This is a genomic window from Methanoculleus chikugoensis, from assembly GCF_900095385.1.
In the GTDB taxonomy this organism is placed as follows: Archaea; Halobacteriota; Methanomicrobia; order Methanomicrobiales; family Methanoculleaceae; genus Methanoculleus; species Methanoculleus chikugoensis_A.
This window is the reverse complement of record NZ_FMID01000062.1, coordinates 1-23,498: the sequence shown is the minus strand read 5'-3', so window position 1 is coordinate 23,498 and position 23,498 is coordinate 1. Positions and strand designations below refer to the sequence as shown.

Sequence of the window (23,498 nt, the reverse complement as noted above, 5' to 3'; positions counted from 1 at the left end):
CGTCTCCTTATCATGCACGACTCGTTCGGCGTCCGGGAAATCTTCGAGGAGATCCGCTCAATCCTCGCCGACCCGGACGTAAATCGGCTCGGCCCGGACTGCGCGGAGCCCGCCTGGGACGGCCCGCTCATCGGCGTCTCCCGCGGCGACGACCCGCTCTACGCCGAGTTTCAGGAGACGATCGGACCGTTTCACTGGACGCCCCTCGAGGCGCTCCGTGCCGGGTTTCCGGGGATAGACGTCGCGGCGTCCGACCTCGCCGTCGTCGTCTGGGCGCTGCCGCAGACCGCTGCGACACGGCGAGACCACCGGGCGTGCACGGCTCTTCCCTCGCGGCGCTGGAGCCTTGCCCGCCACTACGGGGAGGCGGTGAACGACCGTCTCCGCGATCGTCTCGTCCGGGTGCTCGTCGATGCCGGATACCCGGCCGTCGCCCCGGTTCGGCTCCCGGCGTTCGGGCGGGAGACCTCGGAACGGTTCGGCATCGCCTCGCGCTGGTCGGAGCGGCACGCCGCCTACGCTTCAGCCCTCGGCACCTTCGGCCTCAGCGACGGCCTGATCACGGAGCGGGGCAAGGCGGTGCGGTTCGGGTCGGTCGTGGCCGCGATAGACCTTCCCCCGACGCCGCGACCCTACAGCGACAGGAACGGATACTGCCTCCACCCCTCCGGGTGCGACGCCTGCATCCGCCGCTGTCCTACGGGCGCGATCTCGGCGGAGGGGCACGACAAGGAGCGGTGCTTCGCGTACATCCGGGAGACGACGATGCCCTTCGTCGAGGACGAACTCGGCCTCCCGGTCGCGAGTTGCGGTTTCTGCCAGACCGGCGTGCCCTGCGAGTCGCGAAGGCCGCGATAAAAAAGGTTATTGGGCCTCTTCCGCCCGCGCGACGAGCGATCGGGCGGTCTCTCCGGCTTCGCGGACGATCTCCTCTTCTCCCGGGACCTCCCGCTCGTGCATCAGGACTCTTCCCTGGCAGAGGACGGTCATGACCGCGCCGCCGTTACAGGCGTAGACGGCGTTTGAGTCGGGATGGAAGAGCGGGGTGTTGCAGGCCGCACGGGCGTCGAGGAGGACGATGTCGGCCGGTGCGCCGACGGTCAGGGTGCCGGGGCCGGTGCCGAGCGCCCGGGCGCCCGCCGCGGTCGCCATCGCGATCGCCTCGCCCGCGGGGAGGACGGTCGGCGAGTTCCAGGCGAACTTCTGGAGGAGCGCGGCGAACTTCATCTCCTCCATGAGATCCAGGTTGTTGTTCGAGGAGCAGCCGTCCGTCCCGAGGGAGACGTTCGCCCCGTGCTGTCTCAGCCAGTGGTAGGGCATCGCCCGGTTGACGGCGAGTTTCATGTTGCTTGCCGGGTTGTGGGAGGCGGTGACGCCGCGCTCTGCAAGGAGCCGGCACTCGGCCTCGTCGAGCCAGCAGCAGTGCGCGGCGACCGTCCGGGGGGTGAGGCAGCCGCAGTCGTCGAGGTGGACCGCCGGGCGTTTGCCGAACCGGGCGACGCAGTCGACGACCTCCTTCTCGGTCTCGGAGAGGTGGACGTGGATGCCGATCCCCTGCTCTTTTGCGTATTCGGCGCACCAGGTGAGGCCTTCGGGGGAGACGGTGTAGACGGAGTGGGGGCCGACGGCGGCCCTGATCCGCGGGTTGTCGAGCGATCTGACGTGGGCGACAAGGGTTTCGGTCGCCTTGATCTCGGCCTCCCGCTTCTCCTCCATCCCGAGGTCGATGAACCCGTAGGCGAGCGTCGCCCGCATGCCCATCTCGTCGACCGCCGCTGCGGCCCGGTCCATGAAGAAGTACATGTCGTTGAACGCGACGGTGCCGCTCTTGATCATCTCCAGGCACGCGAGTTTCGTCCCGGCGTAGACGTCGTCGCCGGTCAGGTGCGCCTCAAGCGGCCAGATCTTCTGCGAGAGCCAGTCCTGCAGGACCATGTCGTCGGCGTAGCCGCGCAGGAGGCTCATCGCGGCGTGGGTATGCGTGTTCACGAAGCCGGGGACGGCTATCCGGTCGGAGCCGTCGATGACGATATCGGCGTCGATGGTCTTCTTCGCGTCCTTTCCAATCGCGGCGATCGTACCTTTCTCGTCGACCGCGATATCGACGGTCGATCCGTCGACGGTGACCCCGGCGATCAGGACGGATCCTCTGGCGGTGAATATCTCGTTCATGCAAATCTCTCCACGATATTCTCAAGAATCTTCTCGGTTCTCCGGCAGTTCGCCCGGGAGGTCGCGAGGATGTGCTCGTAGGTCAGGGTCTCTTCCCCGAGGCCGTTCGCGTAGTTGTCCACGGTACAGACGGCGGCAAACCGCATCCCGAGTTCGAGGGCGAGCGTCGCTTCGCTTGCAACCGTCATCCCGACGATATCCGCCACGCGGGCGAGCGCTTTGACCTCGGCGATCGTCTCGATCCGCGGCCCGCGGGTCTGGGCGTATACCCCGCCCACCCGGGCGTTCGGCACCAGTCCGGCGAGGGTGCGGACCAGGTCCGCGTCCAGTTCCGGGCGGACGTGGCCGATGGTGCACTCGTGGATGGACGGGATATCGGTGACGCTTAAGTAGTCAGTCGGGATGACGATCGAGCCCGGCGCTATCTCCGGTTTCAGTGAGCCGGAGGAACCGAACGCGACGATCTCCTCCACCCCGAGGACGGCGAGCGCGGCGAGGCACGCCCGGTAGTTGATCCGGTGCGGGGGGAGGTTGTGCTGGTGGCGCAGGAGGAGCGCGAAGGCCCCGGTGTGCACCTCCGCCTTCCCGTAGGGGGTGGCGACGGTCGTCTTCTCGAGCGCCGGCAGGTCGGCGAAGAGGAGGCTCGTGCCCCCTATGATCCCGAGCACCAGACCCTCTCCCCTATAGCGGCATACGCTTCTCCGTACGACATTCTCCTTAGAGTGTAGACCTCCCAGCAAAAAAGGCTCACCGTTCCGGTGCCGTCGGATCAGTTCAATAAGGATTTACGCCATCGCGACAACCGGAATATCCATGGGCAGGTTTCTGGTGGTCGGCGAGGACGCCATCAAGAACGGTGAGTGCACGGACATCTACTTCCGGCGGGTCGTGGAGGTGATGGAGCGGGACGGCATCAACCCCGAGGTTGCGATGGAGGTGACGGCGGCGGCGCTCCCGGACCCGTGGGGGGTCTTCTGCGGGCTTGACGACGTCATCAACCTGCTCGAAGGCCTCCCGGTGGACGTGGACGCGATGCCGGAGGGCTCGATATTCTACCCTAACGAGCCGGTGCTCCGGATATCCGGGCGCTACCGGGACTTCGCGGTCTACGAGACCGCCATCCTCGGGTTCCTCTGCCACGCCTCGGGGGTGGCGTCGGCGGCCGCCCACATGAAGCTCGCCGCCGGCGGGCGACCGGTCTTCTCCTTCGGCTCGCGCCGGCAGCATCCGGCGATCGCGGCGATGATCGAGCGGGCGGCCTGGATCGGCGGGGTGGACGGGGCGAGCAACACCTGTGCGCCGGAGGGAATCCCGCTCGCGGGGACGATGCCGCACGCGTTCGTGATGTGCTACCCGCGCGAGGAGGATGCCTGGTGCGCGTTCGACCGCGGGGCGGGGCCGGAGGTGCCGCGGATCATGCTCGCGGACACCTTCTCCGACGAGGCGGACGAGGCGGTCCGGGCGGCGGCATGCGGGGCGACGGCGGTGCGGCTCGACACGCCGCGGTCGCGCCGGGGCGACCTGCGGGCGATCGTCGAGGAGGTGCGCTGGGAACTCGACGTCCACGGCTACCCGGACGTGAAGATCTTCCTCTCGGGCGGGTTGTCGCGCGATGAGGTCGCGGCCTACCGCGACATCGCCGACGCGTTCGGGGTCGGGGGCGCGATCGCGAACGCCCCGGTGGTCGACTTCGCGATGGACATCGTGGAGATGAAGGGCCGGCCCTACGCGAAGCGCGGGAAGCGGAGCAGCGCAAAGCAGGTCTATGAGGTGGCCGGCCGGCGGGTCACGCTGCCCCTCGGGGCTCCCGCGCCGGAGGGCGGGGTGGGGCTCCTCGTCCCCTGCATCAGGGGCGGCGTCGCCCTGGTGCGCCCGAAGATGGAGGATGCGCGGGAGCGGGTGCTCTCGCGGCTTTCAACCCTTGCCGGGGAGGGATAGGGGAGCGGCCCGCCCCAATCCTTATTATGTGATCGCGATCAACATTGTAGGGTAACAGGGGCCGATAGATCAGGGGTAGATCGCTTCCTTGGCATGGAAGAGGCCGCGGGTTCAATTCCCGCTCGGTCCATGTTGTTCTTTTGAGAGTGTTTTTTTGTGAGATGCATCTCGCCGTACCGTTTCTCTCAACTGTTCCAGCACTTCTCCTGCTCAACGATCGCCTGCTGTCGCGGTCCGTTGTCGTTCTTCCTGTCCAGGTGCCGCTGCGTACATACCGGCACAAAGATTGTGCCGGCCCCCCTGCCCTCCCCAGGCAGACCTACCCGGAGAATAACGAATCTGTTATATAACAGATTTGTTATATACCTGATCTGTCAGGTGTCATACATGCTGCCCGTAGGAAGCCCCGCAACAGGCGACGACTTCGTCGACCGCGAGCGCGAGACCGCGTTCATCCTGAGCACCATCACAAACGACCACGTCATGCTCGTCGCCCCCCGGCGGTTCGGCAAGACCTCGATCATGCGAAAGATCGAGAGAGACCTCGCGAGCAAGCACCAGTCGTGCGTCTTCCTTGAGGTCGAGAACGTTAACTCTCCGGGGGAGTTCATCACCGATCTCATCACGGCGCTCGTCGAGTGCGAGGGAGCGACCCCCAGAGCCCGGATCTCCTCGGCGCTCGGGAAGGCGTTTGCCCTGGTGCAGGAGAACATCGATGAGATCGAGACCCCGGCCTTCAGGGCAAAGCTCCGGAGCCGGCTGAGAGCGGAGTTCTCGGACGACTGGCACGAGAAGGCAAAGAAGGTGGACGAGATCTTTGCAGGGCTCACCGAGCCGGTCTGCATCATCCTCGACGAGTTCCCGGTTGCCATACAGAACATGGAGGAGGAGGACGCGAGGAAGTTCCTGCAGTGGTTCCGGCGGCTGCGGCAGGTCTCGCCCGGGGCGAGGTTCATCGTCGGGGGCTCGGTCAGCATCGACCACGTCGTCTACCCTATCGGGGGGACCCCGGTCATAAACGACTTCCGGAGGGTCACCATCGGCGGGTTCAGCGGAGATGTCGCGCTCTCCGTCGTCGAACGCATCTTCGGGGAGGAAGGGTGGGATTATTCTCCGGAGATCGGGCGAGCGGTTCTCGACTGTGTGGGCGAGCCCTACATCCCCTACTTCCTCATGATCGTCCTCTCCGGCCTGAAGGAAGAGGTGGATATCTCCGGAGGGGTGCCCTCCCCGGCGCTGGTCGAGAGGGTCTACAACAGGAGGATCCTCGGCAGCGAGGGTCGCCACTACTTTGAGCACTACTCGCGCCGTCTCCAGACGACCTACTCCGGGCAGGAGGCGAAGGCTGCCCGCGCCATCTTGAGCAGGGTGAGTCTCGCGGAGTCCCTGCCCGTGGGTATTGCCTACGAGATCTTTTTGCAGAGCACCGCATCAGAGAGCGAGGATGCGTTTTTAGCGCTGCTGGCACAGCTGAACCACGACTTCTACGTCACTTCGGAGACTCCCGGCGAGTTGCGGTTCTACTCGAAGATGCTCAGGGACTGGTGGAGGATCTATTATGCCGGCACCTGGTAGGTGTTACCGCTACTTCCCTGCGGCCCTTGAGGGGGAGACGCTCGAGCACCTTCTCGTCGGCCGGCAGGAACTCCTGGAGAACCTCTTCGACGAAATAGACCGGGCGTCCGGCTCCGGAACGCCGCGGTTCTTCCTCCTGGTCGGGGACCGGGGCGCCGGGAAGTCCCACCTGATGAGCCTGCTCTGCCACAGGATACGCGACGAGCTCTCCGACCGGATGATCCCGGTACACCTTGCAGGAGAGGGGTTCTCGATCTTCAGGGCGTCCGACTTCTTTCTCCGGGTGCTCGCGGGGATGGGGGTCGAGACCTCCGATGTGGCCGCGCTCGGCGAGGATCCGCTGGTCCGCGAGGCCGCGGTCGAGAGGATCGCCGCATCGGCCGGGGAGAGGCAGGTCGTGGTATTCGTCGAGAACATCCACGAGGCCTTTTCCCAGATGGAGAGGCGCGAGGTCCGGGCGCTGCGGTCGGTCTTCCAGCGGGGAGATAATCTCTCGGTCATTGCGTCGGCGCCGTCGCTCTTCCCCGGAGTCCTCGACCATGAGGAACCGTTCTACAACTTCTTCCGGGTCTTTCACCTCCGGGAACTCGACTGCGCCGGCTCGAAGGACCTCATGCGGAGGGTCGCGGAGGTCGACGGCAACACCGTCTTCATCGAGAACTTCGGGGACTACGAGCCCGGCATCAAGGCCCTCTGGCACCTCGTCGGCGGCAACCCGGGGTTGGTGGTCCGGCTGTACGAGATCCTCTCGCTGTGCGGGGCCGGCAAGGTGGCGGAGGCCTTCTTCAGGCTGGCGGACGAGCAGACGCCCTACTACCGGGAGGTGTTCCGGAGGCTTCCGGGGCAGCGGCGGCTCATCCTCGATACGATCCTCGCCGCAGAGACCCCGCTCACCCCGAAAGACGTCGCAGAGCGCGCCCGGCTGAACCTCGCGACGGTGAACGCTCAGGTCCGGAGGCTGGAGGCCGACGGCTACGTCGTCTCCCGCCCGATGAAGAAGAGGACGACCTACGAGGCCCGGGATCGGCTTTTTGCGCTGTGGCGGGCGATGCGGGAGCCGGCCGGCCGTGCCCGGGTATTTGCCCTCATCGGGTTCCTGGAGGCCTGGTATGGGCAGCCGGCTCCCGCCGATACACGATACCGGGGGGCGCCGGGCGTCATGGAAGGCGAAGCCCTGCCGGACCGGACCACGGCCGGGAGGCGGGAGGATGCACTGGCGGCATTAAAGGGGGCTGAAGGAGAGGCCGACGACCCGGGCCGGTTCGTGCACCTCGCGCTCGATCTGGCGGGGGAGGAGTTGCTGGCCGGGAACCGGACAAATGGCCTCTCCCTGATCCGGGCGGCGTATGGGCACGCGGGCCGCCTGGACCCGGCAACGGCACGGGGGATGACGGCAGGGTTCCTGAAGCGGCTCGTAAGGAAGGGGGAGGTCTCCGCGGTCGGGAGCGCCGTTCGCGAGATCATCGCGTCCGGGGGTGCCGGCTATGCGGGGTTCCTGAAGCCGGTCGCGGATGCCGTGGCGATCGTCGAGGCGAAGGATACGAGGCTGTATTATACGAGGCTGCAGCCGGAGGAGCGGGCGGTCGTTGCCGGGATTGTCCGGGCGATCACGGGGTCGGAGGAGTTGGCGGTGGGGGGTAGGGGTTGGTTGGGGGGGCCAACCTGACCAACTGATACTTTTTAGTGCGGTAGTATGTTGGGCTCTAGAGGAGTATTACGGCTCCCGCTTTTCTCACAGCATATCCTGCATAGATCAGTGATTCAAAGGAGACCATGAACTCCTGCGGTGCGGCGCGGGGTGACAACTGCGGTCTTGAGAAGATCATGATCCCATTACGTAATTACAAATTGAGGATATTTTGCAAATCCGGGGCACAGATTTTGTTTAAGAATATGGGGAGCGGGCATTATGATCCCATTATGATCCCATTATGAACCCTTGCTGCCCTCTCTCTTTGCGTATGTCAGGGAGTAGCGCACGTTCGGTCCGGTCGTTCCCTCTTTGCGGAGAATGCCGCTATGAACCATCGCTTTAAGATCCCGCGTTGCGGTCGCCTTCTTCGCATTATTGAGTTGTTGATATTCCTGGTTTGAAATGGATCCTCTGCTTTTCAGGTAGTGTACGGCAGCAATCTGCCGTTCATTCAGCCCGAGTGAATCGAGCCGCTCTCGGGTGTAGGGGTCTTTCCGGAGAACGAGACTGAACCCGATAGATGAGTAGTCAACTTCCGGAGCGGGATGCCCTGCACGGGAAAGTTCGGCCCGGATCCTCTCAAGGCCGGTACCAAATTTTTCCACATATCCTGCTTTTGCAAAGATATCCGCGATCTTCGGGTTTCTATGGTAGGGGTAGTGCTGCGAGAGGATCTTTTCGAGCGTAACATCTGCAGGGAAACGGGCAGGGTTCAGGAACTGAATGCGGTCGTCATACATTCGTATGATGCTCGGGGTTCTGCTATCAAAGTAGTCGCGGTGAATAAGCAGGTTCAGCAGCGCTTCACGGAGTGCTGCTACCGGGTACTCGGGGATCTCTTTTCTCCTGAAAGAATCGATGATTGCATTGCCGGATGGATCGTAGACGACCGCCTGCGCTGTGAGGAGGTACTCTTCCGCATATTCCAGGAGCTGAAAGAGATTCCCCGAAAAGTTCTTCGGATTGATCAGTGCGGTCTCGTCGTTTATCCGGGAGATCTGGAGTCCTGCGTTTCCGAAACGGGACTGGGGATTCTTCCCGAAGAGGATGTACGCAGCATTGGTGATGTTTCCATCCGGGGTGATCAGGCCGAGGCGTCGAAGAGTCGTTTCTTTGTCTTTGATGTCGGGGATCCCGCTTCCTGCAACACGGCCCCGGAGCAGGTCCATGAAGTTCTGCACCGTCTCGTCATCGATATCGTCGAGGGTGCAGCCGCCCACGAGATCCTCCCAGCTGGTATCTTCCAGAAACTTTCTCCTGAGTTCATCAGGATCGATCTCCCGGACGGTGTCGCCGACCCGGGTGTAGTACACTCCCCTGTAGGAGATCGGCTTTCTCTGGGGGCTCACCTTGATGATGAGGATTGTCCTGCCTTCTGCAGGTATCTCGTCGATGACCGGGTGTATGCCAAGGCCGTCGCTGATCCGGTTTGCGAGTTCGGACAGTTTCTCTCCCTTGCAGTCAAAGCCTGTTACTTTGCGGGTCTTGTCATTGACCCCGAGGATGACGAACCCACCCTCGGTATTTGAGAAGGCTGAGAGCAGTTTGAAGAACGATTCCGATACCGCCTCCTTGAAGTCGAGGTGTCTCCCCTCGTGCAGTGACAGGAACTCATCGAGGGAAGCGTATGGGTACTGTCCCGGATAGTCCGGCTCGGCTACTAACGTCATGTCTTCTGACGGGTGCTGGTCGGGGGAGGAGAGCTCGTCCTGGGTCATATATCGATAGATAACCATTCAAAAGGGAGGATGATAAAGGTAATTATTTCAGTTGGCTGGATTATTTCGGCGCCTGCTGCTGCTTCCTCGTCCCGGAAGATGCAGGGAAGAGTCGCTTGACACTATCATTCTATGGCATCAGGCTCGGTGAATTTTTGGAATACCCCCACAGTGGCAAACATCTCCTCGATCAGTTTTTCTTTTGCTTCAGGATGCTGTTGGAGATGGTAATAGAGCCGCAGTAATTGTGTCGTCGTTATCAAGCAGTGCTCGTTACTTACCGAATACCAGAGCATGCCGTCAGGGAAGATCGTCTTTCCTTTTCTTTCTGAAAGTGGAGTGTCGCAATATGCGTTCAGAAATAAGATCCCCTTGCAACTCGACCCTTCACCGTGTTCCAACAGATATTCGCTCACCCAGACTTCCAGTTGCCGTGAGTCCTCTTCCTTTCCGCTTTTCGTCCGACCCTTCACTTCTACGACTGCTGACCTTCCGTTGTACTCAACAATATGATCATGCCGGTTGGTCGTCCCGGGCTGCACTGCAAAACCGATCTCTTCCAATATCTTCGCCACCTGGGTTTCGAGAGACGTCCCCTGACCGGCGAGAGGAGTTTTGTTCTCCGTAATTTCTTCTAACTGAGCCTGCTTCTCATCCCGGTAGGACTGAAAACTTGCCCAAAAAAATGATTAAAAAGCCGTTAGCATGCTCAGCGGGGCCGCCGGGGACGGGAGGACTACTTCAGCATCCCATCCCGCCAGAAGAAGGTCTGGATTGATTGGGAAGATCTCCGGGCACTTTGCATCCTTGAGGTGAATGCGGAACATCATTTCCGGATTGTTCGCGCTGCTCCACCGGCAGCCAGAGGTCGAACGCCTTTGCCAATGTATCGAGAAGCCCCATGATAAGTGGACAGATACGAGTTTACTCAGATTTTCTGAATTTCATCGAATCACCAGTGTGATCGCAAATAATCACTCTTAATACACTTTCTCGCCATCGGATAATTATATGGAGAATTTTCAGCACATCACCAGTTTTATATGGAATGTTGCAGACGATGTCCTTCGAGACGATTTTAAACGCTCAAAATACCCGGATGTGATCCTTCCGTTCACGGTCTTGCGCCGCATCGACTGCGTGCTTGCGCCGACCAAGGAGAATGTGCTGAAGAAATACACCGAATTAAAAGACGAGATCCAGAACCTCGACGCTGTGCTCAAGCACGAGTCGGGCTATGCCTTTTACAACGTTTCAAAATATGATTTCAGACGGCTTCTTGACGATCCGGCAAATATCCATAAGAACCTGATCGACTACATCAACGGCTTCTCCGAGAACGTCAGGGATATCCTGGACCGGTTCAAGATCAGGAACTCCATCCAGGCGCTGCACGAGAAAGGGTCGCTTTACCTGCTCGTCCAGAAGTTCGCCTCCGATACGGTGAACCTCCACCCCGACCGCGTGAGCAGCCACCAGATGGGCTACATCTTTGAGGAACTCATCCGGAAGTTCAACGAACAGAACAACGAGAATCCCGGTGAGCACTTCACGCCCCGCGAGGTGATCAAACTGATGGTGAACCTCATGCTCGCGGGCGACGCGGATATGCTCGCTCACAATCATATCATCAAGACGGTCCTCGATCCGGCCTGCGGAACCGGGGGGATGCTCTCGGTCACCAAGGAGCACATTATCTCCGAGATCAACCCGAACGCGGACATCTGGCTTTTCGGGCAGGAGACGAACGACGAGACCTACGCGGTCTGCAAGAGCGATATGCTGATCAAGGGCGACGACCGCGACGCGGACAATATCAAGCCCGACTCCTCGTTCTCAAGGGACGGGCATCCGGGGATGAAGTTCGACTACATGATCTGCAACCCGCCCTACGGGAAGTCCTGGAAGAAGGAGGAGGACTTCATCAAGGCCGAGTTTGAGCGCGGAACGGCCGGGCGGTTCGAGGCGGGCCTCCCCCGGATCAGCGACGGACAGCTCCTCTTTTTGCAGCACATGCTTGCCAAGCGCAAGGCCCCGGAGGACGGCGGGAGCAGGATCGCGATCGTCATGAACGGCTCACCGCTCTTCACCGGCGATGCCGGCTCGGGCGAGAGCGAGATCCGGCGCTGGGTTCTGGAGAACGACTGGCTTGAGGCGATCGTGGCGTTGCCGGGCCAGCTCTTCTACAACACCGGGATCAATACCTACATCTGGGTGCTCTCGAACAGGAAGGAGGAGAGGCGGAAGGGGAAGGTGCAGCTCATCGATGCGACCAATTGCTTCGTGAAGATGCGCAGAAGTCTCGGGGACAAGCGCCACGAGATCTCGGATGAACAGATCCGGGAGATCACGAGACTCTTCCGAGCCTTCGAGGAGTCGAAGATCGTGAAGATCTTTGATGCCACGGAGTTCGGGTACCGGAAGATCACCGTCGAGCGGCCGCTCCGCCTCAATTTCCGTATCTCGCAGGAGCGGATCGAACGCCTGCGATCTGAGGGTGCGTTTGAGAGGCTTGCGGCGAGCAAGAAGAAAGGCGACGCCGGGGCTGCCGAGGTCGCCGAAGGGAGACGGCAGCAGGACCTGGTGCTCTCCGTGCTCAGGGAGATGGCCGGCGATGAGGTCTATACCGACCGGCAGCGGTTCGAGAAGGTTCTGGTCGCAGGGTTCAGGAGACGCGGCGTGAAGCTCGACGGTGCGGTGAAGAAGGCGATCATCTCGGCGCTCTCGGAGCGCGACGAGACGGCGCCTGCCTGCCTCGACGCGAAAGGCATGCCGGAGGCCGACTCCGATCTCCGCGACACCGAGAACGTCCCGCTCGCGGAGTCCGTCTACGAATACTTCGAGCGCGAGGTGCTGCCCCACGTTCCGGATGCCTGGATCAACGAGTCGGTGACGGATCCAAGAGACGGCCAGGTCGGGAAGGTCGGCTACGAGATCAACTTCAACCGCTACTTCTACACCTACACGCCGCCCCGGCCGCTTGAGGAGATCGAGGCGGAGATCAAGGAGCTCGAAGCGGAGATCCTGGTGATGGTGAAGGAGATGATGGGATGAGCGCTCTCGACGCTGCATACGAGGTGCTCCTCGCAGCGGGCAAGCCGCTCCACTACCGCGAGATCACGCAGCGGATGCTTGATCGGGGCCTCTGGACGAGCGCAGGGCTGACCCCCTGGGACTCGGTCAACGCCAGGATCACCGTGGATATCAAGAAGAACGGGGACCGGTCCAGATTCTATCGGGCGGCGCCCGGTACCTTCGGGTGTCGTGAGATTGGTGGTCACCCTCCCTCTCCGGAACCTGATCCGGAACCGGCCTCCCTGTCGTTCCTCGATGCCGCCGAGATAGTGCTGGAGGAGTACGCCGGGGGGCAGCCGATGCACTACCGGGATATCACCCGAAAGGCTCTCGACCTCCATCTGATCACAACCGAAGGGCTGACGCCTGAATCGACGATGTATGCCGGCATCCTCACCGAGATCCAGCGGCAGATCAAGCGGGGGGAACTCCCGAGGTTCGAGAAGTTTGGCAAAGGCTACGTCGGGCTGACCCGGTGGCACGAACGGGGTCTTCCCTACCAGATCGAGGCGCACAACCGGGAGGTGCGGGAACGCCTTCTGCAGCGGATCAGGACGATGGGCCCCATTGCATTCGAAGAACTTGTCGGCGAACTGCTCGCAAAGATCGGGTTTGAGGATGTCGCGGTCACGCGGGCGAGCGGCGACGGGGGCATCGACGTGCGGGGGACACTTGTTGCCGGCGACGTCATCCAGACAAAGATGGCGGTCCAGGTGAAGCGCTGGAAGAACAACGTCCAGGCGCCGGTCGTCCAGCAGGTCAGGGGCTCTCTTGGGGCGCACGAGCAGGGGCTGATCATCACCACAGGCGACTTCTCCGCGGGTGCCCGGCAGGAAGCAGAGCAGCCGGACAAGACACCTATCGCGCTGATGAACGGCAAGCAGATGGTGAGTCTGCTCATCGAGCACGATATCGGAGTGTTGCGGACGAATTACGACCTCATCGACCTTGAGGAGGGTGAAGAATGACGACCGGGAACGCCGGGGGGAGTCCCGGTCGCGGCGCAGGGGTGGCGGCATGAGTGCGGCGGATGGCGAGGGGTTCGCGATCGACCCGACGCAGGTGCGGGCGTGGAAGCGGTATCCGGCGTATAAGGACTCCGGGGTGGAGTGGCTTGGGGAGGTGCCGGAGCATTGGGAGGTGCGGCGGCTAAAGACATTGTGCTTACGATCAGCACTTTACGGCGCAAACGTGGCTGCAACTGCCTATACAACAACAGGGGTTCGCTTCATTCGCACCACCGATATAACTGAGGATGGGCATCTCAAGGAAACAGGTGTCTTCGTCCCAGAGGAGTTAGTAAAAGACTACTTACTTAAAGGTGGGGACGTGCTCATCTCACGTAGCGGAACTGTTGGTCGTGCCTTTCTCTATGACTCTGGGGAGCACGGACCTTGCGCCTATGCCGGGTACCTTGTGCGTTTCGTTCCATCTGAGAATGTTTTGCCGAAATTCGTATTCCTTTTCACTAAGACCCAAGCTTTCGCAGACTTTCTCCAGGTGACGGCAATCTCGTCAACGATTGAAAACGTTAACGGGGAAAAGTATGCTAACGCTGCGTGGCTACTCCCCCCTCTGCCCGAACAACAGGCCATCGTCGCCTTCCTCGACCGTGAGACCGTCCGGATCGACGCCCTTATCGAGAAAAAGCACCGCTTCATCGAACTTCTCGAGGAGAAGCGACAGGCGCTGATCACCCACGCCGTGACGAAAGGGCTCGACCCGGACGCGGAGATGAAGGATTCGGGGGTGGCGTGGATCGGGAAGGTGCCGGCTCATTGGGAGGTTCGGGCGTTTACACGCTGTGCCATTGAGCAAGCAGACTATCGAGGCGCGACGCCAACAAAGACTGAAAGCGGAATTTTCTTGGTGACAGCAAAGAATATCCGCAAGGGCTGGATTGACTATGAAGCCTCAAGAGAGTTTGTTTCAGAGATAGACTACCTCACCATCATGCGGCGAGGGCTTCCCCGGCTTGGCGATCTACTACTGACTACCGAGGCCCCGCTTGGATATGCGGCACTTGTTGATAGAGAGGATATTGCTCTTGCACAGCGTGTAATTCGTTTCCGGATGGACCCTTCCCTTTTCGAGCCGCGCTTTGTGCTTTATTCAGTATTATCCCCGTATTTTCAGAATCAGATGCTCTGTCAGAGCACTGGGTCAACAGTTCTCGGAATTAAGGCCAGTAAACTTCCACAGCTTAAAATTCTGTGTCCACCGGTCTCTGAGCAACAGCAGATTCTGGCTCTCATCGACAAAAAATGTGCCATGCCTGATAAAATCCTTGAGCGTGCAAACAGGCAAATTGCCCTGTTTAAGGAATATCGCACCGCCCTCATCTCCGCCGCCGTCACCGGCAAGATCGACGTCCGGGGCGAGGAGGCAGCATGAAACGTGATATGGAACTGGTGCGGCAAATCTTACTCCAGATAGAATCTTCAACCGGTGATGATTTTGCAAATATACAGATAGAAAACTACTCACCTGAAGAGATCGCATACCACGTTTACCTTCTTAAGGATGCCGGGTTAATTGAGGCAGAAATCTCTTACAGTATGGACTCAGTAAAACCAGAAGATTACGTCATCTTCCGCATGACCTGGGCAGGTCATGACTTCCTCGATGCCAGTCGAGATGAGGGGCTGTGGAAGAAAGCGATGGGCATAATCGGGGAGCAGGTGAAGAGCGCTCCGTTTGATGTCATCAAGACGATTCTCGTGAAGATGATTGAACTTCAGTTGTGTCAGGCGATTATGTAAGTTCAAAACTACCAATAAATTTGCCCTCAAAATATTGTTCTTTGTTGGCGAGGCGATCCTAAAATTATAAGGCCCCTCAAATAAAATCAAAGATCATGGCATTCCGGGAAATTGACGATGATCTCTGGGAGATTGTTCGGGAATACCTCCCCCCAACGAAGCCGCACATTGGCCGACCGCGGTGTGACCCCCGCGGGTTGTTCAACGGTATCCTGTACGTTCTGACCACCGGATGCACCTGGCTCGATGTTCCGGCGAACTACGGCACCAAATCGACGGTTCATCGGTACCACCTTGAACTCTGCGAGGAAGGCGTGTACCAGGCGATCTTCCTTGACCTTCTCCGGTCGGGGTACGAGATCAAAAAAATCGATCTCTCGCACTGTTCTACCGATACTAAGGCTATTCCCGCTAAAAAGGGGCTCGACCGGCTATGATGGCTATAAAAAGGTAAACGGGAACAAGCTGAGTGCTCTGGTCGATCGAAACGGTCTCCCGCTTGTCTGCGCAGTTTCCCCTGCTAACGTCCATGATTCCCGTCTCTACGAGCCAACCCTCAAAGCGTTTGAGATCCCCGAGGTGCAGGATCATCCCACGATCATCTCCGCAGATGCAGCCTACGATGCCCGGGAAATTCGTCAGTACAACCGGAAACGAGGGATCAAGAGCAATATCCCGGTAAATAAGAGATCCTGGGTACATCCAAAACGCGGGAGACCAGTCTGGTTCGATCGGGAACTCTACAAAAAACGCAGCGCCGTCGAACGGTTCTTCAGCTGAATTGAGGCGTTTAAAAAGATCGTTCCGCGTTACGAGCGATATGAGCATTGATTCATGGGATTGATTCACCTGGCATGTGCGGTCATGATCGGGAGAATATTGGGATGACCTCGGCTATCTTCTAGATAAGATCCTCCTCTAGCACGGCAAGCAGGTACTCGTGGAGAATAGAACAGATGATAATCCGGTCCTGCTCCAGGAACTCCGCTTCGGCATGGACTGCTTTGTTTCCCATGATACGGAGTGTATTGAGATAGGCAAGGGCGCGGGAGTCGAGGAACTCGTAAGCTTTCACTATTCCGCACATCTCATCAAGGGTCATCCTCTTGACCTGAATGCCCTGCCGGGTGCAGACCATCCTCGTAATATGTTCGGCTATCGTGCGACAGATGCTGACCACCGTTGCAGGCGTGGCCCTGGCCAGATCGCGGATTTGGTCAAGCGCTGCATACTCAGGATGACGGAGCATCAGGTATTCAAGGTCTGCAAAGACCTGCGGCTCCGGGCTCCGGGGGAGTACCTGTCGAAGGTTCTCCTGCCTCTCGACCGCTCCGGGGCGGGGAAGGTGATAACGAATGTACAGGTTCGCACCCCTTCCCTTTAGTGGCGCCTTGACGATCTCGTCTCCGATCTCCATCGCCTGGTACATCGCCGAGCAGCAGACTGGCATCCGGTGGTTTGATCCGTAACAACCGCTCAGAGCCTTGTGCAGATCGCCTGCCCGGATCGTGATCTCGGTCATGCCTGACGCTTCCGCCCGGGTGAGACACTCCCCGAGTTCTCTTCGGAAATCATCGATGGTGAGAGGCATACCAGTAAATCCGTCCCGCCGTATTCAACAGTATCGATCTTGCTCTGTTATTCGGCCCCGGCAAAAGACCCGATCAATAAATTGATGTCTTCTCATCGCCCAGTTACCATTACCAGCCACAAAACCGGCCCCCGCGCCCCCGGGATGCCGGAGAGGAGGCACTCAGGCAGATGGTCGCGAAAATCACCGAAGCGGACTTTGAAGAGACGATCGTAAAAACCCTCACCGGCGAACTCCCGCCGACCCTCGACGAAGAGAACCCCTTCGTCAACCCCGGCTCCCGCTACCGCCTCCGCACCAGCGCCGACTACGACCGCGACCTCTGCCTCATCCCCGCCGACCTCTGCGGCTTCATCTACGCCACCCAGGCCAAAGAGTGGGAGAAACTCAAGCAGCAGCGCGGGACCGAGACCCGCCGGGAGTTCCTCGGCCGCGTTAAGTCCGAGATCGAGAAGCGGGGCACCATCGACGTCCTCAAAAAGGGCGTCCGCGACCTCGGCTGCACCTTCCACCTCGCCTACTTCAAGCCGAACTCCACCTTAAACGAGACGCACCGGAACCTCTACCAGCAGAACGTCTTCTCGGTCGTCCGCCAGCTCCACTTCTCGGCCCGGACGGAGCAGTCCCTCGACCTCGCCATATTCGTCAACGGCATCCCCATCTTCACCGCCGAACTCAAAGACCCGCTCACCGGCCAGACCGTGGAGCACGCTATCCGCCAGTACCGAAAAGACCGCGACCCGAGAGAACCGCTCTTCGCGCACAGACGGTGCCTCGCCCACTTCGCCGTCGACCCCAACCTCGCCTGCATGACCACCCGCCTCGCGGGCGAGAAGACTGCCTTCCTCCCGTTCAACCGCGGCGACCCGACCGACCCCGACCACCCGGAGAGGAACCCGAACAACCGCAACGGCTACGACACCGCCTATCTCTGGGAGGAGGTCTGGAACACCGAGAGCGTCCTTGACATCCTCGAGCACTTCATCCGCGAGGTGGAGGAGCGGGACGAAAACGGTAGAAAGGCCGGCAAAAAACTCCTCTTCCCCCGCTACCACCAGCTCGACGCCGTCCGCCGCCTCGTCCTCCACGCCCGCTCAAGCCCCACAGGAGAGAGTTACCTCGTCCAGCACAGCGCCGGGAGCGGCAAGAGCAACACCATCGGATGGCTCGCCTACTACCTGGCCACCCTCTACGACGGCGAGGACCGGCGGCTCTTCGACTCAATCATCGTCATCACCGACAGGAGAGTCCTCGACCAGCAGCTCCAGGAAACCATCCGCCAGTTCGAGCAGGTCAAAGGCGTCGTCTCCACCATCTCCGGCAGGAAAGCAAAAGGGCTCTCCGAAGCATTGAGCGAGAACAAAGACATCATCGTCGTCACCGTCCAGACCTTCCCGCACGCGATACACGAGATCGCAAAACGCCCCGGCAACCGGTTCGCCGTCATCATCGACGAAGCCCACTCATCCCAGACCGGCGCGAGCGCACGCAGCGTCCGCGAAGTCCTCTCCCCGAAAACCCTCGAAGAGGCCGAGTACCACGAAGAACCCGACACCGACGACGAAGACCTGGTCAACAGCCAGATCGAACAGTATCTCAAAGCCACCCAGCGCCCGAAGAACGTCTCCTTCTTCGCCTTCACCGCCACCCCGAAACAGAAGACGCTCGAACTCTTCGGGCGCAGGAACCGCATGGGTGAGTTTGAAGCCTTCCACCTCTACTCCATGCACCAGGCGATCGCAGAGAACTTCATCCTCGACGTCCTCGCAAACTACACCACCTTCAAGGTCTACTTCAACCTGCTCAAGAAGATCGAGGACGACCCCATGTATCCCAGGAGGAAGGCGACCGCCCTCCTCCGATCCTACGTGGATCTCCACGAACACGCCATCAACAAAAAGTGCGAGATCATTCTCGACCACTTCTCAAACGAGGTGATGCACCGGATCGGCGGGCAGGCCAAAGCCATGATCGTCACCCGCTCCCGGCTTCACGCCGTCCGCTACAAGCGGACCCTCGACCGGCTCATCCGCGAGAACCACCTCCCGTTCAAGGCCCTCGTCGCGTTCTCCGGCGAGGTGCTGGACCCCGACCTCCAGGAGAAGTTCACCGAAGGCGGCATGAACGGGTTTCCCGACCGGCAGACGGCAGATGAGTTCAAGAGACCGGAGAACCGGCTTCTCGTCGTCGCAAACAAGTACCAGACCGGATTTGACCAGCCGCTGCTCCACACGATGTATGTGGACAAGAAACTCTCCGGCGTCGCCGCCGTCCAGACCCTCTCCCGGCTGAACCGGATCCATCCGCAGAAGAGCGACACGATGGTGCTCGACTTCGCAAACGACGCCCAGGAGATCGAGAAATCCTTTGCGCCCTACTACGAAAAGACCCTCCTTGAGGAGCCGACCGACCCGAACAGGCTCTACGACCTCCAGTATCAACTCGACCAGGCCGCCATATACACCGCAGACGACGTCGAGGCATTCGGCAACGAATACTTCGCGGAGAAGGGCAGGCAGGAGATGCTCCTCACCATCATCCGGCCGGTTGCGGAGAACTACACGCACCTTGAGAAGGAAGACCGCGAGACGTTCAAAAAGACGCTGCGGCAGTTCGTCAACCTCTACGCCTTCCTCTCGCAGATCATCACCTTCCAGGACGTAGCGCTTGAAAAATACTACCAGTTCGCCCGCTACCTCCAGAAGGCCCTCCCGAAAGGGAACGAACGTCTCCCGGTCGATGTGATAGAGAACATAGATATGGACTCGTACCGGATTCAGGAGACCAGCAGCGGAAGGGTCATGATCAACGCGGACGGGACGCTGAAACAGCCCGACGAGAAGCCCCTGCATCCCCTGCCGGAAGAGAAAGTCCCTCTCTCGGAGATCATCCAGTACATCAACGAGAACTTCGGCACGGACTTCACCAACGAGGACAAAATCGCCTACTTCGCCGACGACATGGAGAAAAGGCTGATAGATAATACCACGCTACGGCAGACGTTCAATCCGGAGATCAACTCAAGAGAGAACGTCCGCATCGCCTTCAATAACTTCTTTGAGGAGACACTCGTCGAGATGCTCTCTACAAACAAGGAGATCTTCAAAAAGATCAATGACGACGAGGGTTTTGCCAGACTCTTCAAGGATTACATGTTCAACCGCATCTATGGCCAGATCGTGGCAGGGACCGGATAACGCTCGGTTCTGCACCGGCTCCAGGGAGGCTTCTCCCGCATCCCAGGGTTTTTAAAACAGTTCGATGCATGGTGATATATGACCCACTGGATCGCTTCCTCCAACCGCGACAACGCCAGGATCCTCGATGCAAAGCATGTCTGGGGAGTTCCAAAGCGGAACAAAACCCTCATGCAGCGGGTGAAGCCCGGCGACACCATCCTTGTATATGTCCGGCAGGAGAAAGAGGGCGACACCATCCTTCCCTCGGCAATAACCGGTGCCTATGAAGTCGTCTCCGAGCCCTACGAGGACCACTCCCGCCTTTTCGTCACCCCGCCGCAGATGGGCGACGAGGTCTTCCCCTTCCGCATGAAGGTCCGGCCGGTCGCAGTCTTTGCCGAACCTCTTGAGTTCAAGCCGCTGATCGAGGATCTCAAATTCATCACGAACAAGACGATGTGGAGCGGTCACCTCCGCATAGCCATGCGCGAGATCCCGGAGGACGACTACCGGCTCATCCTCAAGCGGGCCGGCGTGGAGGCGTAACCGATGTCCGAGATCACCGGCGTCACCTTCTCGATTCCCAAGCAGCTCATGCCCCGGATCTCGAAACCCCGCGGTTTTCTCGAACTCCTGCCGTCCCGGCAGTCGTTCACCTCACCCCTCCCCCTGTTCCACTCCCCGCACCAGCCGGGCATAGCACCTTCGAAGCCTGATATGGTTTCTCAAGCTCCGGACGTTGTCCGTCGCATTCCGGAACATCGCAACCTTCACCTCCTCCCGCTCCCGTGACCGGCCCCGGGTCCGACGGGGCGGGACCGCCGTCCCGGTCCCCGTTTACTGTTTTAAGATCTGAAACGCCAAAGTGGCTTGACACCCAAGAAAAAATTTCAATTTTACTAAGAAATCTATGAAAGATCCTCGATCTCCTCCCGCTCAATCCCGGCCTGCTTGAGGATCTCCAGGAGCGTCCCGGGCGGAAGGTCCCACCCGTGCACCGGGACGACGACCCGGCGCTTCGTCTCCGGTTGATAAAAGATGTGATGGCTCCCCTTCACACGGTCCAGCACAAACCCCTTCTTCTCCAGAGCCTTGGTGGCTTTCTGGAGCGTAAGCATTGGAGGTCTAGGCATGGGCTTCGACAACGAGGATATATTCCAACACTCCCTCCTAAGTCAGAAAGATGGGTCCTAGCAAAACACTCTACCAGTTAAAACTAGAGAAACGTGTTCAAACTCGATTGCTAATAAGAAAAGATATATACTCCGATCACAGATGCAACAAACATACAATACAACGGTTGGGTTTCATGAAGTCAGTGAAATCATTATTTGTTCCCTCCACTTGCTTGCAAGGCAGTAAACTACCAGTTCACGTAATTTGGTCAAAAGAGAAAGATTTGAAAATATCTGTGAGATATCCAGATTCATTTGAGGTCTCAGAGATATTCAACGGAAAACCAAGTCTCTCCGAAAGTAATCCTCTTGTTTTCAATGAGTTTGAGGAAAACGGATATATTGGAATTGTATTCAATACAAAGAAAGTTTTAGAGAATAGACTAAAAATAACAATTGATTTTACTTTTGAGGAAGCAGGCGGGAATATAGGACATATAACAAGAGAAGTTCATTGTTTCCGTCCAGACGTTAAAGTGGTTCATGTACCATCCGTCATTGAAATAAAAAAGGACAAAGGTGGCAAGTACTATGCTTCTGATCGGATTCAAGTTGTCAACTGTGGTGAGGGGACCGCGGTATTAAGTCTTGTAGAAAGGGAAGAGACCGAATTAAGGATCCGCGAACCTCATGGTATCGGCGAGTTTATCACTAATTTTTGGTCTGATTTCATCGAAGGGTTAAGCCATCTAAAAAACCGTTATCCTGATCATGCGGAACTTCTTGATAAATTGATTGGGCTAAAGGATAAACTCTCAAAAGTACTTGATGAGGCAGAAGTGAAGGGACTTAAAGATCTTGTCGAAGAACTTGAGAATATCTTGATTACAGACTCTAGTTTTAGTGAGGAGTATGAATCGACAGTTCAAGTAGCCTATATCAAAAACTTAAAATTTATTACAGAACTTGAGAGCTTTTTAATATATCTAAAGTCCACAGATTCCGAAAGGCTTCTTCTAAAGAACCCAATAAATGTTTTAAATCTTGAACCCATAAAGAAAAAATTCAGGGCAAATCTCAACATTATTGATTTAAATTACAGTTCTTATCCAAAGGTTCCGATCAGTTTTGAGATTTGTGCTATGGAGGCGTGCGAGCTGCCTCTCCACAAATTACTAAATTTACAATCAAATGGAGGTCAAAATGATGATAGATCCATCTGTTAGTTATGATATTGCGACGGGGGTTGGAACAGTTGCGGGGAAAGAACTTGTAGTGCAAACAATTCGCTCAATGGTAAAGCATATTGGCAATTTACAAAAAACATTAGAAAGCGGTTTCAAAATCGAAGGACAGCAGATGACCATCATGTGTTCCGATGGCATCCAAAAATACTCACTATCTCTCACCCCCAAAAGAGGTCTTTTTGGTAACCCCAAATCTGTGGATTTTCCACATGGCGTCCCCCTACGGGTTGAGTTGACACAGATGAGGGGATTATGTCCACTATTTGATTGCGTTGAGAGGACAATTGATGGTTTTAGCATTAATTTAACCGAGTTAGACCCAGGTGAGTTATACATTCTCGACGTTGAATATCGCTTCGAAGATCATAGACTTATGGATTCACTTGTGGAAAGGATCATCCCTCGCGATGTCCCTCGGAATCCTGATGAAGATATAAGAGAATACGAGATGAGTGCCCAATTGAAACACCTCGACGTACTAAGACAGAAGTATTTTAATGTAAATTTAAGAGATTTAGAATTTTCAGTGGATGTCAGCGTATATCAAGACATTAACACAAAAGTGCCCGGAATATTTCGACAACAGTTAGAGGCCTTAGTGGAACTATCGAAGAAAAAGGGGAGATCTGAGGGTTATAAACTTTGGAGAAGATTGTATCAATTGCAGCAAAAAGAATATGGGGGGGATACGATGGACATTTTGGAAAATATGTACGATCTATTCACTCCGGGAAGATTCAGGAGATACATCGATATAAGGAAGGATTTCACATATCTTAATTGTTCTAGAGGTAGCGACTATTACGATAACCTGCCATTCCCAACATGGCCCAAATCGATGAAAGTAATTTCGAAGACAGATTTAAACTACAATAAACCTGCTGCCGAAGGTCTTCTGGTCTACAACCAAGCAGACTTTGTTTCGGAAATTGAACGACTATTCAAACTTGAAACAATAAAGTAACATCATATCCTGGATTGTTCCAACCGGCGGCTCCTGAGGTCCTCCACCGGCGAGGTGCCTTCAGAGAATTCCTCAATGCTTATTACAGCATCAAGGATGCGACGAAGATACGCAGGGTCCTCCGGCATCATAGATCACCACGGCATCACGTTATCCACACCCGGCAGGCCACCCGCACTGATCCAGAGTCGGAGCGGCACCCGTTCTGCCGAAACTCCGTGATAATATCCACACCGATCGCGTGGTTTCCCCGGAGCCCCGCACTCCCGATTACATACCGGTTACATACCCAGCAAAGCGTTATACGAGGAGATATGACGATGCAGTGCTCCATCCGGAGTTTTACGAAGAGGGAAGGGCCGGCTCTCTGAGTTGTGGATTACATACCCGTTACATACCAAAAACTAACGATCATTGACGCATTCCCGGAGGTATCAGAAAAGACTCGGTACCGTGATCTTTTCGATCT

21 protein-coding genes and 1 tRNA gene are annotated in these 23,498 nt (G+C 57.9%); 16 read left to right on the top strand and 6 right to left on the bottom strand.

Translation table 11 applies throughout. From position 1 onward, the window contains the following. The first annotated feature begins 12 nt into the window (after positions 1-12). A complete protein-coding gene (locus L21_RS13950) occupies positions 13-858 on the top strand; it encodes a 4Fe-4S ferredoxin (RefSeq protein WP_074370798.1) in 846 nt (281 codons plus the stop codon). Positions 859-864: 6 nt separating this feature from the next. On the opposite strand, the gene L21_RS12575 is transcribed toward L21_RS13950, so the two are convergent. After that, the gene (locus L21_RS12575) at positions 865-2,172 is read right to left on the bottom strand and encodes an amidohydrolase family protein (RefSeq protein ID WP_074370797.1); all 1,308 of its coding nucleotides are present in this window, start codon (positions 2,170-2,172) and stop codon (positions 865-867) included. Beyond that, positions 2,169-2,840, bottom strand: a complete 672-nt coding sequence (locus L21_RS12570; protein ID WP_074370796.1) for an MTAP family purine nucleoside phosphorylase — start codon at positions 2,838-2,840, stop codon at positions 2,169-2,171. The genes L21_RS12575 and L21_RS12570 overlap by 4 nt, the downstream gene beginning before the upstream one ends. A gap of 145 nt (positions 2,841-2,985) precedes the next feature. Here L21_RS12570 and L21_RS12565 point away from each other — a divergent pair, with 145 nt between their 5' ends. The 4 genes from L21_RS12565 (at position 2,986) to L21_RS12550 (ending at position 7,351) form a co-directional block, all read left to right on the top strand. After that, positions 2,986-4,110, top strand: coding sequence for a nicotinate phosphoribosyltransferase (locus L21_RS12565; protein WP_074370795.1), 1,125 nt, complete (start codon positions 2,986-2,988; stop codon positions 4,108-4,110). A 58-nt stretch (positions 4,111-4,168) separates the two neighbouring features. Beyond that, positions 4,169-4,240: transfer RNA gene (locus L21_RS12560), tRNA-Ala, on the top strand. Between the two features lie 257 nt (positions 4,241-4,497). Beyond that, positions 4,498-5,685 (top strand): ATP-binding protein, encoded by a 1,188-nt coding sequence (locus tag L21_RS12555; protein ID WP_074370794.1) that lies wholly within the window; start codon positions 4,498-4,500, stop codon positions 5,683-5,685. Then, a complete protein-coding gene (locus tag L21_RS12550; RefSeq protein ID WP_074370793.1) occupies positions 5,669-7,351 on the top strand; it encodes an AAA family ATPase in 1,683 nt (560 codons plus the stop codon). The genes L21_RS12555 and L21_RS12550 overlap by 17 nt, the downstream gene beginning before the upstream one ends. Before the next feature lie 263 nt (positions 7,352-7,614). Here L21_RS12550 and L21_RS12545 read toward each other — a convergent pair whose 3' ends face one another. Together L21_RS12545 and L21_RS12540 are read right to left on the bottom strand one after the other, a co-directional pair. Beyond that, on the bottom strand, positions 7,615-9,096 hold the full coding sequence (locus L21_RS12545; protein ID WP_178377734.1) for an ATP-binding protein: 1,482 nt from the start codon (positions 9,094-9,096) through the stop codon (positions 7,615-7,617). Between the two features lie 125 nt (positions 9,097-9,221). Continuing rightward, positions 9,222-9,659, bottom strand: coding sequence for a hypothetical protein (locus L21_RS12540; RefSeq protein WP_143727308.1), 438 nt, complete (start codon positions 9,657-9,659; stop codon positions 9,222-9,224). 448 nt (positions 9,660-10,107) lie between these two features. On the opposite strand from L21_RS12540, the gene L21_RS12535 reads away from it, so the two are divergent. The 6 genes from L21_RS12535 (at position 10,108) to L21_RS14645 (ending at position 15,713) form a co-directional block, all read left to right on the top strand. Next, the gene (locus L21_RS12535; RefSeq protein WP_074370791.1) at positions 10,108-12,150 is read left to right on the top strand and encodes a type I restriction-modification system subunit M; all 2,043 of its coding nucleotides are present in this window, start codon (positions 10,108-10,110) and stop codon (positions 12,148-12,150) included. After that, positions 12,147-13,139, top strand: a complete 993-nt coding sequence (locus tag L21_RS12530) for an HTH domain-containing protein (protein ID WP_074370790.1) — start codon at positions 12,147-12,149, stop codon at positions 13,137-13,139. Before L21_RS12535 ends, L21_RS12530 begins: the two co-directional genes overlap by 4 nt. Further along, entirely contained in the window at positions 13,129-14,565 is a 1,437-nt protein-coding gene (locus L21_RS12525; RefSeq protein WP_083609028.1) for a restriction endonuclease subunit S, read from the top strand. The genes L21_RS12530 and L21_RS12525 overlap by 11 nt, the downstream gene beginning before the upstream one ends. Continuing rightward, on the top strand, positions 14,562-14,933 hold the full coding sequence (locus L21_RS12520) for a DUF2513 domain-containing protein (protein WP_074370789.1): 372 nt from the start codon (positions 14,562-14,564) through the stop codon (positions 14,931-14,933). The genes L21_RS12525 and L21_RS12520 overlap by 4 nt, the downstream gene beginning before the upstream one ends. Before the next feature lie 95 nt (positions 14,934-15,028). Beyond that, positions 15,029-15,370, top strand: coding sequence for an IS5/IS1182 family transposase (locus L21_RS12515; RefSeq protein WP_074370788.1), 342 nt, complete (start codon positions 15,029-15,031; stop codon positions 15,368-15,370). After that, entirely contained in the window at positions 15,267-15,713 is a 447-nt protein-coding gene (locus L21_RS14645) for a transposase (RefSeq protein WP_178377733.1), read from the top strand. The genes L21_RS12515 and L21_RS14645 overlap by 104 nt, the downstream gene beginning before the upstream one ends. A 121-nt stretch (positions 15,714-15,834) precedes the next feature. Here L21_RS14645 and L21_RS14250 read toward each other — a convergent pair whose 3' ends face one another. Then, a complete protein-coding gene (locus L21_RS14250; protein WP_178377732.1) occupies positions 15,835-16,455 on the bottom strand; it encodes a hypothetical protein in 621 nt (206 codons plus the stop codon). Positions 16,456-16,694: 239 nt separating this feature from the next. Here L21_RS14250 and L21_RS12500 point away from each other — a divergent pair, with 239 nt between their 5' ends. From L21_RS12500 to L21_RS12490, 3 genes are all read left to right on the top strand, one after another. Further along, positions 16,695-19,721 (top strand): type I restriction endonuclease subunit R, encoded by a 3,027-nt coding sequence (locus tag L21_RS12500; RefSeq protein ID WP_083609026.1) that lies wholly within the window; start codon positions 16,695-16,697, stop codon positions 19,719-19,721. 78 nt (positions 19,722-19,799) lie between these two features. Continuing rightward, positions 19,800-20,249, top strand: coding sequence for an EVE domain-containing protein (locus L21_RS12495; RefSeq protein ID WP_074370786.1), 450 nt, complete (start codon positions 19,800-19,802; stop codon positions 20,247-20,249). A 3-nt stretch (positions 20,250-20,252) separates the two neighbouring features. After that, a complete protein-coding gene (locus L21_RS12490) occupies positions 20,253-20,495 on the top strand; it encodes a hypothetical protein (protein ID WP_074370785.1) in 243 nt (80 codons plus the stop codon). Positions 20,496-20,611: 116 nt separating this feature from the next. On the opposite strand, the gene L21_RS12485 is transcribed toward L21_RS12490, so the two are convergent. Further along, on the bottom strand, positions 20,612-20,821 hold the full coding sequence (locus L21_RS12485) for a type II toxin-antitoxin system HicA family toxin (protein ID WP_256713212.1): 210 nt from the start codon (positions 20,819-20,821) through the stop codon (positions 20,612-20,614). 191 nt (positions 20,822-21,012) lie between these two features. Here L21_RS12485 and L21_RS13945 point away from each other — a divergent pair, with 191 nt between their 5' ends. Both L21_RS13945 and L21_RS12480 read left to right on the top strand, forming a co-directional pair. Continuing rightward, entirely contained in the window at positions 21,013-22,044 is a 1,032-nt protein-coding gene (locus tag L21_RS13945) for a hypothetical protein (protein ID WP_143727307.1), read from the top strand. Further along, positions 22,022-23,029 carry a hypothetical protein gene (locus L21_RS12480; protein ID WP_143727306.1) on the top strand — a complete coding sequence of 336 codons (1,008 nt, stop codon included), beginning with the start codon at positions 22,022-22,024 and terminating at the stop codon, positions 23,027-23,029. Before L21_RS13945 ends, L21_RS12480 begins: the two co-directional genes overlap by 23 nt. Positions 23,030-23,498: the final 469 nt, after the last annotated feature.